This is a genomic window from Paenibacillus ihumii (assembly GCF_001403875.1).
Lineage (GTDB): Bacteria > Bacillota > Bacilli > Paenibacillales > Paenibacillaceae > Fontibacillus > Fontibacillus ihumii.
In genome coordinates, this window is record NZ_LN884299.1 from 2,573,048 (window position 1) to 2,585,570 (window position 12,523).

General features: G+C 50.8%; 11 protein-coding genes. All 11 read right to left on the minus strand.

Annotated features, from left to right (window positions below):
- Positions 1-112: 112 nt before the first annotated feature.
- Positions 113-1,171 (minus strand): recombinase RecA, encoded by a 1,059-nt coding sequence (gene recA / locus BN2762_RS18665; protein ID WP_055108392.1) that lies wholly within the window; start codon positions 1,169-1,171, stop codon positions 113-115.
- Positions 1,172-2,043: 872 nt separating this feature from the next.
- Positions 2,044-3,309 carry a competence/damage-inducible protein A gene (locus BN2762_RS18670; RefSeq protein WP_055108393.1) on the minus strand — a complete coding sequence of 422 codons (1,266 nt, stop codon included), beginning with the start codon at positions 3,307-3,309 and terminating at the stop codon, positions 2,044-2,046.
- Positions 3,310-3,416: 107 nt separating this feature from the next.
- Entirely contained in the window at positions 3,417-4,004 is a 588-nt protein-coding gene (pgsA, locus tag BN2762_RS18675) for a CDP-diacylglycerol--glycerol-3-phosphate 3-phosphatidyltransferase (protein ID WP_055108394.1), read from the minus strand.
- Positions 4,001-5,329: a 30S ribosomal protein S12 methylthiotransferase RimO gene (rimO, locus tag BN2762_RS18680; protein WP_055108395.1), complete on the minus strand. Its 1,329-nt coding sequence runs from the start codon at positions 5,327-5,329 to the stop codon at positions 4,001-4,003. Before rimO ends, pgsA begins: the two co-directional genes overlap by 4 nt.
- Positions 5,330-5,469: 140 nt before the next feature.
- A complete protein-coding gene (locus BN2762_RS18685; RefSeq protein WP_055108396.1) occupies positions 5,470-5,961 on the minus strand; it encodes a YajQ family cyclic di-GMP-binding protein in 492 nt (163 codons plus the stop codon).
- A gap of 335 nt (positions 5,962-6,296) precedes the next feature.
- The gene (locus tag BN2762_RS18690; RefSeq protein WP_392391580.1) at positions 6,297-7,331 is read right to left on the minus strand and encodes a RodZ domain-containing protein; all 1,035 of its coding nucleotides are present in this window, start codon (positions 7,329-7,331) and stop codon (positions 6,297-6,299) included.
- A 415-nt stretch (positions 7,332-7,746) separates the two neighbouring features.
- Positions 7,747-8,001 (minus strand): DUF3243 domain-containing protein, encoded by a 255-nt coding sequence (locus BN2762_RS18695; protein WP_055108398.1) that lies wholly within the window; start codon positions 7,999-8,001, stop codon positions 7,747-7,749.
- Between the two features lie 142 nt (positions 8,002-8,143).
- Complete coding sequence (gene ymfI, locus BN2762_RS18700) at positions 8,144-8,911, minus strand: elongation factor P 5-aminopentanone reductase (protein WP_055108399.1); 768 nt, start codon at positions 8,909-8,911, stop codon at positions 8,144-8,146.
- Between the two features lie 3 nt (positions 8,912-8,914).
- Complete coding sequence (gene yfmH, locus BN2762_RS18705; RefSeq protein WP_055108400.1) at positions 8,915-10,195, minus strand: EF-P 5-aminopentanol modification-associated protein YfmH; 1,281 nt, start codon at positions 10,193-10,195, stop codon at positions 8,915-8,917.
- Positions 10,196-10,198: 3 nt separating this feature from the next.
- A complete protein-coding gene (gene yfmF, locus BN2762_RS18710) occupies positions 10,199-11,479 on the minus strand; it encodes an EF-P 5-aminopentanol modification-associated protein YfmF (protein WP_055108401.1) in 1,281 nt (426 codons plus the stop codon).
- Between the two features lie 133 nt (positions 11,480-11,612).
- A complete protein-coding gene (gene sleB / locus BN2762_RS18715; protein WP_055108402.1) occupies positions 11,613-12,446 on the minus strand; it encodes a spore cortex-lytic enzyme in 834 nt (277 codons plus the stop codon).
- Positions 12,447-12,523: the final 77 nt, after the last annotated feature.

Below are 12,523 nucleotides of genomic sequence, written 5' to 3' on the forward strand. Positions count from 1 at the left end.
CTCTCCGGCTTACTTTTGTTCAAATGTTAGCTTGGCTTACCTCTTCTGCAAAAAATAAAACGCCCTGTCCTGGCTTAAGCCAGAATACAGAGCGCATATCATTTCTAAATTATTATTCCTCGAAAAGCGCCTGCTCTTCTTTCGCATCTTCCTCTTGCTCACTTGCTGAAGCCGGAGGAACAACTGTGGACAACTGGCTGACTTCGCGGATTTTCTGCTCAATGGCGTCTGCAATTTGCGGGTTCTCCTTCAAGAACTGCTTCGCGTTCTCGCGGCCTTGACCCAGACGTTCACCGGAATAAGAATACCATGCTCCGCTCTTATCAACAATGTCATGCTCCACGCCAATATCGATAATGCTGCCTTCCTTGGAAATCCCTTCGCCATACATAATATCGATCTCTGCCTGCTTGAACGGAGGAGCGACCTTATTCTTGACGACTTTGATTCGTGTACGGTTCCCGACCATGTCGTTCCCCATCTTGATGGTCTCTACGCGGCGCACATCAAGGCGAACGGTAGAGTAGAATTTCAGAGCACGTCCGCCAGGCGTCGTCTCTGGATTACCGAACATAACGCCGACCTTCTCGCGCAGCTGGTTGATGAAAATAGCAATCGTTTTGGATTTGCTGATGGCACCCGACAGCTTGCGAAGCGCTTGTGACATCAATCTCGCCTGCAAGCCTACGTGCGAATCCCCCATTTCGCCTTCAATCTCCGCTTTCGGAACGAGGGCAGCAACGGAGTCGATAACGATAATATCGACGGCACCGCTTCTTACAAGAGCTTCCGCGATTTCAAGAGCCTGCTCTCCCGTATCCGGCTGGGAGAGGAGCAGCTCATCGATATTTACGCCAAGCTTGCTGGCGTAAGAAGGATCCAGCGCATGCTCCGCATCGATGAATGCGGCTTGTCCGCCGATTTTCTGAACTTCAGCAATGGCATGAAGCGCCACCGTCGTCTTACCCGAGGATTCCGGACCATATACTTCAATAATACGGCCGCGCGGCAGTCCGCCCGTACCGAGAGCTATATCTAATGCCAATGAACCGCTGGGTACAATTTCCACCTGCATATGAGTGGACTCACCCAGCTTCATGATTGAACCTTTACCGAATTGCTTTTCTATTTGACGAAGCGCCATATCCAGCGCTGCACGACGATCTGACAATCAGCTCACATCCTTATCGAATTGATTAATAATAGGACTTTACATTAATAATTGTACCTTGTTTTGGAACGTTTGCCAAGCATTTTTTCGAACATATATTCGGGTGTCTCAACCCTCCCAAACCCTCCCTTACCGTAAGGGAGGGCCCCCGCAGGGCTTGCAGCCCTCGGGACTCCCGCAAATTGAGGGAACGTGGGAGGTGCAGAGGCGCTCCTGCACGCTGTCCCCTTCGGGGATGCGCTTGGCGTTGTGCGTGGAACGCTTTTCCCCCTTCGGGTACGTCTTACTTAGGGTTCACCCGGGCCACCTGAAAACACGCTGCTTAAGGAGAGAAGGTCGAGCTCCCGGGTACTTGGCCGCTAATCGAGCCGCTTGTCACCCTGCGGGTACGCTCTTGGTTTGCGCTCCTGCTATTACTTACTGCTGAGAGTTACACTGGAGCGGCTTGCTGCTGCTTGCTGCTTACAGAACGCTCTCCCTGTGGGATTCGCTTGCATGCGGCGCAGGGCTTAACACTTTGGTTCCTCGACTCGTGGATACTTTGGCTTGGAGTTACGTTAGTGCGGCTTCCTTCTACTTCCTGCTTACAGAGCGCTCTCCCTATGGGATTCGCTTGCATGTGGCGCAAGGCTTAATCATTTTGGTTCCTCGACTCGTGGATGCTTGGCTTGGGAGTTACGTTAGTGGGGCTTGCTTCTATTTCCTGACTTACTACAGAGCGCTCTCTCTAAGGGATTTGCTTGCATGCGGAGCAGGGTCACCAAATCAACAAAAAAAGAACCGCAGCGCAACAAATTAGTTAGGCCACGGTTCTTCCGTAAATCCATTATACCTCGAGTGTTGTTAGTTTTGCAAATACGAACAACAGACAGCTACGCATGATCGGCAATTTCTTTAAGCTGCCTCCATAGATGGTATAGAATCGTCTTGGTCGAGCGAATCCGGATCGTCTCGCGGTTGCCCTTTAGGTTCAGCTCATGCACAGCGGTCTCATGCCCGCGGCGGGAGATGGCAATGTATACAAGCCCTACCGGCTTGCGCTCCGAATATCCGGGACCGGCTACGCCAGTGATCGATAAGCCGAAATCGGTATCGACAATCATGCGCACCTGCTCGGCGAGCACCTTCGCGGTCTCGGCGCTCACCGCTCCAGGAGCGTTCTCACCCTCCAGCATATCATGAGGAACATTGAGCAGCTTTTCCTTCATTTCATTGGAATAGCAGACGATCCCCCCATGGAACGCTGCAGCGCTCCCCGGAATGGTGGTAATGGTCTCCATAAGCAGTCCGCCGGTACAGCTCTCGGCACAGCTAACCGTCAAATTCAGCTCTGTGAGCATATCGACAATCGTCTTCTCAATCGGCACATCCTCGGCAGCATACAGATGATCTCCCAGCCGCGCACCGATTTCCTTCTCCAGTCCCTCCAGCTTGGCCATCGCCTCGCTTTCAGAATCGGCCTTCGTCGTAAGCCGAAGCGTTACCTCGCTCTCCTTGGCATAGGGAGCAACGGTCGGATCGCTTTGTCCCTCGATCAAGTCGAGAACCCGGGTTTCCAGAGCCGACTCGCCGATCCCCGCAAATTTCAGCATCTTGGAGTAAATCGGTTTCTCATGGGTCAGCACATGCTGCAGAATCCATGTCTTTGCCTGCTTCTGAAACATCGGAATCAATTCCTTTGGCGGCCCGGGCAATACAATATAATACTTTCCATTATGAGCGATCGCATTTCCAACGGCCAGCCCTGTCTCGTTCTGCAGCGGCGTACAGCCGTCGATCGCATGAGCCTGGCGCCGGTTATTCTCGGTCATCGGAATTTTGCGGCCTTGGAAGAACCGGTCAATGTTATCCATCGCCATCCGGTCGTAATGCAGACTTCTTCCCAGAACAGAAGCCAAAGCCTCCTTGGTCAAATCATCCTGCGTCGGCCCGATGCCGCCCGAGAAAATAAGCACATCCGCCCTGGATTCGGCGGTATGAATCGCCTGCCGCAACCGGTCCATATTGTCACCGACCACGGTTTGAAAATACACGTCAATCCCAAGAGACGCTAATTCCTGGGATAAAAACTGCGCATTTGTATTTACGATTTGTCCGAGCAGAAGCTCGGTCCCTACGGCGATAATTTCGGCTTTCATATCTCTCCCACGTCTCCTTCCACCAGCAAAATACAGCAGAAAATCTCGTTCAGGCCTAATCCGCACTACTAACTGACGGAGCAATGCCTGTCTTCACAGCTTGTCTCCTAGCTTTTAGAGAAGGATAGCAGCTTTTTGTTCTTTACGAAGTAATCGATGCCGGAATAGATCGTGATCAGCGTAGCGGCCCAAATCGCGATTTCATCGAACGGAATGTTAAGCCATTCAAACGGAAAATTGTTCAGAAGAAGCACCGAGATGGCAATGATCTGAGCAATGGTCTTGGCTTTGCCCCATTTGCTCGCCGCGATCACCGATCCCTCCAGCAACGCAATCTCCCTCAGTCCCGTCACAGCAAACTCCCGGCTGATGATAATAATCGCAATAATCGCTTCGATCTCGCCCATGGCGACGAGCGCTACAAGCACAGCGGCAACCAGCAGCTTATCCGCAAGCGGATCAAGCAGCTTGCCGAGATTGGTGACCATATTATGCTTGCGGGCAATATATCCGTCGATGCCGTCCGTGCTGGCAGCCACGATGAACAATAATGCTCCGATCAACTGGTTTACAGGCAGCGTATATCCTCCCAACGATAATTCATATGACCACCACTGGAAATCCACCAGCAGGAACACAAGCATGACCGGAATCATGAATATTCGGGCAATGGTTATGCGATTGGGTAAGTTCAAAGGACACCCTCCCCAGACATATCGTATTCATAAGCATGCGTAATTCGCACCTTGGCCATTTCCCCGATGCCGACCGGACAATTCGTCACGTACACCTCTCCGTCGATTTCCGGTGCATCATATTGCGAACGTCCGATGTAGACATCGCTGCGCCCGTCATAGCGTTCCACCAGCACATCCAGCACTTGGCCGACGAACTTGCCGGCATTCTGGTTGGACACCTCGCGCTGAATTTCCATCAGCGTATTGGCGCGCCACTCTTTCACCTCTTCCGCAACTTGATCCGGCAGCCTAGAAGCAGGCGTATCCTCTTCCTTCGAATAAGTGAAGACGCCGAGCCGGTCGAACTTGATTTCCCTTACAAAATCGCACAGTCTTTCGAAATCCTCTTCCGTTTCCCCCGGAAATCCGACGATCAGCGAGGTGCGGAGAGAGACATTCGGAATGCGCGAACGAATTTTGGCGATCAACTCGCGAATATCGCGGTTCCGTCCGGGGCGGCGCATCCGCTTCAGCACCGCATCCTCGCTATGCTGCAGCGGCATATCGACATATTTGCAAATCTTTGGATTCGTCGCGATCGTCTCGATCAATTCGTCGGTGAAAAAGCCCGGATAAGCGTAATGAAGCCGTACCCACTCGATGCCTTCAACCTCCGCTACCCTGTTCATCAGCTCAGCCAGCTTATACTCGCCATAGAGATCCGTACCGTAGTTGGTCGAATCCTGTGCGATCAGACTGATCTCCTTCACCCCTTGCGAGGCCATAAGCTTCACTTCAGCGATAATTGATTCAATCGAGCGGCTGCGGAAGTTCCCGCGCATGATCGGAATGCTGCAGAACGTGCAATTGTTATCGCAGCCTTCCGCGATTTTGACATATGTAGTATATTTGGCCGTCGATACCTTGCGAGGCAGCACCTCTTCATAATTAAACACCGGATTGCCGACTTGAATCGGTTTCTTGCCCTTCAGCGCTTCATCGACAATTTGATTGATATTATAGAAATCCCCGGTTCCGACAATACCGTCAATTTCGGGCATTTCCTCCATTAAAGCCTGCTTATAGCGCTGCGTTAAACAGCCGGAAACAATCAGCGCCTTCAAGTTGCCCGTCTGCTTCAAATCCGCCAAATCCAGAATCGTGTTTACGGATTCTTCCTTGGCAGCATCAATGAATCCGCAGGTATTAACGATAATAACTGTGGCCTCTTCCCGATCCTCTACGAGGCGATAGCCCCTCTGATCGATCAGCCCCGACATAATTTCCGAGTCCACCAAATTTTTCTCACAACCGAGTGTCACGATGTTCACTTTTTCCGTCATATGCAGTATCCCCCATTGAAATTAACCGATATACCCGTTTTTCCCTACAAGTATAAGCTTTATGAATATCCCCTGTCAAAAACGTGCAAAGGTCTCTCACCGCGCTGAACCACGCGGCGAAAGACCAGCATTAGGAACGATTATTTGAAGTTGGTAAATTGCAAATCCAGCGATAGATCGCCTTTGCGAAGCATCTGCATCACCTGCTGCAAATCATCCTTGCTCTTTCCGGTAACCCGAATTTGGTCGCCTTGTATTTGGCTCTTCACCTTCAATTTGGAGTCGCGAATCATGACGTTGATTTTCTTCGCGTTCTCCGAATCGATGCCCTGCTTCAGCTTAATACGCTGACGTACGGTTCCGAGAGAGGCCGGCTCTACTTTGCCATAATCCAGGTTCTTGACCGGCAGCCCTCTCTTGATCATTTTCGACTGCAGAATGTCAATGACAGCCCCCAGCTTGTACTCATCGTCCGAGACGATAACCAATTCATCCTTTTCGACCTTAAGCTCGCTCTTGCTCCCTTTGAAGTCATAACGATTGGCAATTTCCCGCTCCGTCTGGTCAATTGCGTTCGTGAGCTCCTGCATGTCCATTTTGGAGACAATATCAAATGAGTTTTCAGAAGCCATAACTCTCCGCCCTTTCCTGTTTGCTTATCTCTATTAATTATATGTAAACCTATTGACAAAGTCCAACCTGCTGGATGGAACCCCTTTAGGTAACCACTATGATGATACGCCATGCATGACAAAAAAGCGTTCTTCGGGCCATTTCACCGCCCAAAAAACGCTAATGATGATTTTGTGTCAGCTATCCGGTCTATACGCTTGACAGCTCTGCATTCTAAACACTTAAATACCGAGAGCATGCGGAAGAAGCAAACAAGTCAAGCCGCAGCCCCATGCACTCGGCATTAAAAGCATAATTGATAAAGCGAGACAATAATCCCCCCGCACAGAGCAAACTATTCTATGCTGGTATTCGCAGTGCCCGCTTCACCGTCTGCACCGTCTGCACCGGCTTGAGCACCGGTCTCCATGTTCAGCTGGATTTTAGAAGTATTCTTGCCATCATCCACAACCTGGCCAGCTACGGTAATTTGCGTATTCGCGGAAGCGCCCGATTTGATATACATCCCCTCAGGACCGAGCTCATAAGTCAAAACATCCCCCTCGGACGTATTGTCAAAATACAGCTTCTCGCCGCCTTTGCCGCCCTTATACACTTCAACCCAGCTCGTACCGGTTGCATTGATTACGACCGGTACCGGCTGTCCGCCAGGATTGATAACCTTGAAATTCGTCGTGCTTCCGCTCTTGCCGTCTGGCTGGACGATGATCTCCCCGCCCGTTCCGGTTCCAGCACCATCGTCATTTAAACCGTTATTCGAACCGTTGTCCGTACCGTCCGGCGTCGCGGAATCCGTCTGGTTCTCATTGTTGTCTGAAGGAGAATTGCCTGCGCCCGGCTGCTGGTTCGAATCCTTATCCTTCGCCCCCCCGTTAGAAGCTCCGTTCTGGCTCTTGTCGCCTTGCTTTCCCGGGTTCTCTGATTGGGTCAATTTCGTCGAATCCGTCTCATTGTTCTTATCCGCACTTGGATTCTTGCCCCAAACCGTAAAATACATATAAATGACAACCAAAATTAGAATTGCAAAAGACCACATCAGCGCTGTGGACATCCATTTTGAATTTCGCACCGGGGTTTGTCTGCTGCGGCGCTTCTGCAGTACGGGTTCCATCGTCTGCTCCACCTGGGGAGCCGGAACATCCTGACGATGCTCGTTAAGCAGCTCATCTGCGTCAACTCCAACCGTTTCAGCATATGTCTTTATAAAGGCCCGCACATAAAAACTTCCCGGCAACACTTTATAATCTCCCGCTTCGATGGCTTCCAAGTATCTTTTGCGAATTTTTGTCATATCTTGTACATCATCCAGTGACAAGCCTCTGGCAAGGCGGGCTTCCTTTAGCTGCTGGCCCAAATTCGACACGTCCATCACCTCCTGCAATGATTGAAAAAATTTATATTTGAAATTGAAAATACAATTTGTAATAAAATGCCGTTCGGTACATTAACGAATTCGGGGGTTGAATTGTTACGCTTAAAGCCAACCAAATTATCCTGCGTACTATTTCACCAAAAAAAGACGACCAGTAACGCCATCTTTCATCGCCATACTCAAAAAGACCTACGAATTTATGTACCACTTCGCCAAATCCCTTAGAAGTTACTTATTCGACAAAATAGGTCATTATTCCTGCATTTGTGGATATGAACGGTGAAAAGTTTGCAGAAATTCAGCGAACAATAACAATACGTGTTTTATGATATATAAAATATTTTCGAAAGGCAAGCGGCTGTATAAAATGGTAGAAAAGCTCCCCATTACAGGGAGCTTTGCCTTTCGCGAACTATGCGTTTTCCTTAGCCAATTTCACCATCAGCCGGGCGATCGTCTTGCGTTCCTCTTCATTGCCGACATCCCACAGCTCTTTCAGGGCGCGGTTAGAAGCATTCTGAGGGTCGATCTTCTCATCCAGGAAGCCGCCGATTTCGTAGGCAAGGTGAGAGATGGCCTCGTCGCTAAGACCAGATCTTTCCGCATGTTTGACGCGTTCACCCAAGAATTTTTTCCAGGTATCAAAATTTTTGAGTACTGTTGACATGTTAAATCCTCCTCGCTTGAACGTTAGATTTAAAATCAACAGTCGTAATATGCGATGAATCCAGCATCTTTATTCGTCCAACCGCTCCCTGAGCCCCGGCCATTCCTTGGTTTATCAGTCAAATCCGGACATGTCAGCAATATTAAGTCAGCCAGCCCCCGTTAGGACTAATAATTTGTCCCGTGATATAGCCCGATTCCGGAAGGGCAAGAAAATACACCAAGGAGGCGATCTCCTCCGGCGAAGCCAGTCTCCCCGCCGGAATTTCCTCCTCCAGCATCCGGATTTCCTCAGCCGCAAAGCGCTCCATCATATCCGTTCTCACGGCCCCAGGAGCGACCGCATTGACCGTAACGCAGGATGGGGCCAGTTCTTTGGCCAGCGCCTTCGTGAAGGCATTTACGCCCCCCTTGGCGGCCGAATACACCGCTTCGCAAGCCCCGCCGGAAATTCCCCATACCGAGGAGACGTTGATGATTCGTCCGAACCTCTGGTGTATCATATAAGGCATAAATGCTTGGCTGCATAAAAATACGCTTTTCAAATTGACGTCCATCACTTCATCCCACTGCTCTTCGGATACGTCGGACAGCAAGCCGTAATGAGAAATGCCTGCATTATTCACCAGAATATCCGGCTTAAGGTCACGGCCCTCCAGTTTCTCCTTCATCCGGTAAATCTCCTCGCGGCTTCGAAGATCAGCGTTGACCGTGTATACCTTAGCCCCCAGCTCAAGGCACTTTCTGGCCACCTCATTCGCTGCTTCGTGCGATTTCATGTAGTGAATGACAATATTCATGCCGACCGCCGCAAAGCGGAGGGCGATCTCGGCGCCGATGCCCCGGCTCGCCCCCGTAATCAGCACAGTCATATCCCCAATGCACTTATCAATCCCATGATGATTGTTCATTCTTTACGGACTAACGACGAGCGATACCGCTAGCTGATTCCAATCAATATGCTCGCGCAGCCGGTTGTTCACCTCTTCCAAGGTCATGGATTCATAAATCGGTAATACGGAGAACAGATCCTGACCACGGAACCGATAACGGGTAAATTCATGAGCAATGTTCTCTGGAGAATTCAGCATGCGCAAATAGCCGCCGATCTTCTTCTTGCGAGCCCGTTCAAAGTCGTCGCTCTCGAACCCGGTGGTCAAAACGGCCTTAATGTCCTCTGTAACGATCTCCAGAAGGCGCTCAGGATCCTTGGTGTCCCCGCCGATCGTCGAGAAGGCATAGTTCGGGTTGCTGTTATATTCATGGCCGAAGCCGTCTGAAATAAGATCCATGTCATACAGCTTCTGATACAGCTTCGTGCTGGTGCCGATCAGGAGCTCCAGAGCCAGCTTGGTTGCAAGGTCCCGTCGCAGCAGAGCCTCGCCCGTAACTCCAAGCTTCGTCTCTTTAAATCCGAACAGGCATTTCGGCAGAGAGACCGGAAGCTTGATGACTTTCCGTTTCTCATGAACCTCTGCCGGCTCTGCATCGAACAGCCGTTGAATATTCCCCTGGGGCTTATAGTTTTTCTTGGCCTGGTTGCTCCGCACCAGCGAGAATACCTCCTCCGGCTCAATCCCGCCCACCACGAACAAGAGCATATTGCTCGGATGGTAAAAGGTTTTATAGCAAGTATACAGCGTCTCTTTCGTAATGGTTCCGATGGATTCCACCGTACCCGCGATATCGATGTGGACGGGGTGAACGGCATACATCGCCTCGATCAGACCGAAATATACGCGCCAGTCAGGATTGTCCTGGTACATGCCGATTTCCTGGCCGATGATCCCCTTCTCTTTCTCCACATTCTGATCCGTGAAGTAAGGATTCTGTACAAAATTGACGAGGGTCTCCAAATTTTCCATGAGATTCTCGGTCGCGGAGAACAAATAAACGGTTTGGTCAAAGCTTGTAAAGGCATTCGCGGAGGCTCCCAAAGAAGCGAATTTGGCAAAAATATCGCCCTCCGGCTCCTCGAACATTTTATGCTCCAAGAAGTGAGCGATTCCGTCAGGAACCTTTGTCTCGGCTTCGCCCTCCACCTGAAAATGATTGTCAATCGATCCGTACTTGGTAGAGAAGGTGGCATACGTCTTCTGGAACCCCGGCTTCGGAAGCACATACACCTGCAGGCCGTTGTCCATCGTCTCCCGGTATACCGTCTCTCTCAGTCGTTCATGCGTGATGACTTCCATCCGCTACGCCTCCTTCTTCCCTGTCAAAAAGTAAATCGTGTCGAGCTCAACCGAATTGGCGACGCGAACGACGTCCTCCGGCGTAATGGCTTCTATCTGGCGAAGCAGCTCCTCGACCGGGCGTTCCCGGCCGGACAGTACCCGATTAAAGTCGTACGCAACGATGTCAAATGCGGAGTCCTGCATTTCCAGCAAGGTGTTGCGAAGCATCGCCTTCGTCTGCGACATTTCCAGCTCGCTGATTTGCCCGTCCCGCAGGCTCGCCAGCTGGGCTTTAATAATTTCAAGCGCTTTACTGTAATTTGCGATTTCGATCCCCGATTGAATCGAGATGATCCCCTTATGGCCATCGAATCTTGAAGCGGCATAATAAGCCAGGCTTTCCTTCTCCCGAACGTTAATGAACAGCTTGGAGTGCGGATAGCTGCCAAGAATGCCGTTATACAACAGAGCGGCCGCATATTGGTCATCACCATACGTCACCGGAATGCGAAGGCCCATATTCAGCTTGCCCTGGTTCACATCTAGCACCTCTTCCACGACGCGGACGTCGCCCCCCGCTGCCTCGCTCTTTACCGGCACATATACAGGAGAGCTGGAACGGCCTAAGGTGAAGTGCTGCTCTACAAGCTCCTGCACCTCTGCCAGAGTCGTGTCACCAACGACATACAGGTCTAGGTTCGCCTGCTGCAGCCACTGCTGGAACGCCTCATACAGCGAAGCTGGAGTGATTCCATCCAGATCCTTGCGCTGTCCGAGGGGATGAAGGCGATAAGGATCACCGCGGAACATTTCCTCCATGCAGCGCTCGGCGGCATAGCGGATTTTATCGTTGATGATCGCCTCCAGCTTCTTGCGTACCGTCTCCCGCTCCGAATTCACGTAAGCTTCCCGGAACACCCCATTTTCGGTCACGGGTTTCGTAACGACCTCGCCGAGGAAGGAGAAGGTCTTGTGCAGCAAAGAATCGCTGCTGGACACAAATTCATCGTTAATCGTGTCCACGCGGAACTGGATAATTTGATAATTCCCGCGCTTATATACATCGAAGCCGAAGCCTGCACCATATAGATGCTCCAGCTGCTTGCGAAATTGAATCGTCTCCGGATAAGAGACTGTTCCCCGTCGCAGTACGAAAGGGGTAAGCGCCGCCGTTGTCACTGTCTCTTCATTCAACGGAATACCTGCGTAGAGCGATACGGCGAAGGTTTTGAATCTGGTCGTCGGCAGGACGTGGATCCTGATATGCCCGACACTGCCCCGTTCAAATACAGTTTTATTCAAAATAAAAACTCCTTTACAAGAGACTGTCATATCTGCACTTGCAACCTCAAATAAATTTAGTTCCATTCTATACCATGGCAAAGTAAAGAAGCAACCCGATCCCATGAGGGGCTGCTTCCTGCCAAACCATTATTTACATGCAGAAAATATGCTTTCCGATCGTTTTAACCTGGGGACGAGACCAGATCCATTTCGATGTCGCCGTCTCCGGATTAAAGTAATACAGACAGCCGCCGGTGGGGTCCCAGCCGTTCAATGCCTGCTGTACCGCTTTCTTTGCACTCTCGTTCGGTTCAAGCCAGATTTGGCCGTCAGCGACCGCGGTAAAGGCGAGCGGCTCGAAAATAACGCCAGATACCGTATTTGGGAAGCTCGGGGACTTCACGCGGTTGAGGATGACCGCTGCCACGGCAACTTGTCCCTCAAAAGGTTCCCCGCGGGCTTCGCCGTATACAGCATTAGCCATGATTTTCAGATCATTGGCCGATAGTCCCATCGCGTTTCCGGAAGATAAATCTGCCGACGTGTTGCCTTCGGCCTGCTCGGGCGCACTCTCTGCCCCCTTATTCGCTCCGGTCTCGCCAGTAGCATATTCCATGCCCGGCTTCCATTCCTTCGTGGCATTGTAAAGCTTCAGCTTCGTTTTCGGTCCGGCCAAACCATCGACCGGCATGCCAAACTCCGACTGGAACCATTTGAGGGATTCCAGTGTCTTTGGACCGAAATAACTATCGAGCTTGCCATGATAAAATCCTAGAAAACCCAGCCGGCCTTGAAGCTCATAGACATCTGTTCCAAAAGCGCCATACTGGATCACCTGTTCGCTGAATACGGGAAGGGAAGATTTCGGCTCCTCGCTTCTTTCCGCCATAACGGGCGTGATATTCCAAAGCCGATATGCTCCAAACAACGCCCCGCATAAAAGCAGCACTAAACCGGTAGCAAACCATATTCTCGATTTTTTCATCGTTTAGCTCTACCTTTCTTTTGTGGATTAACATAGATGGATGACATTATTATGACTACTGCCTCCCCTTCCTATGC

Excerpts from the sequence above, each read along its gene's own strand:
- BN2762_RS18670 (WP_055108393.1), bottom strand. The coding sequence starts at position 3,309 with ATGAAAGCCGAAATTATCGCCGTAGGGACCGAGCTTCTGCTCGGACAA.
- rimO (WP_055108395.1), bottom strand. The coding sequence starts at position 5,329 with ATGACGGAAAAAGTGAACATCGTGACACTCGGTTGTGAGAAAAATTTG.
- BN2762_RS18685 (WP_055108396.1), bottom strand. The coding sequence starts at position 5,961 with ATGGCTTCTGAAAACTCATTTGATATTGTCTCCAAAATGGACATGCAG.
- BN2762_RS18690 (WP_392391580.1), bottom strand. The coding sequence starts at position 7,331 with ATGGACGTGTCGAATTTGGGCCAGCAGCTAAAGGAAGCCCGCCTTGCC.
- BN2762_RS18695 (WP_055108398.1), bottom strand. The coding sequence starts at position 8,001 with ATGTCAACAGTACTCAAAAATTTTGATACCTGGAAAAAATTCTTGGGT.
- ymfI (WP_055108399.1), bottom strand. The coding sequence starts at position 8,911 with ATGAACAATCATCATGGGATTGATAAGTGCATTGGGGATATGACTGTG.
- yfmH (WP_055108400.1), bottom strand. The coding sequence starts at position 10,195 with ATGGAAGTCATCACGCATGAACGACTGAGAGAGACGGTATACCGGGAG.
- sleB (WP_055108402.1), bottom strand. The coding sequence starts at position 12,446 with ATGAAAAAATCGAGAATATGGTTTGCTACCGGTTTAGTGCTGCTTTTA.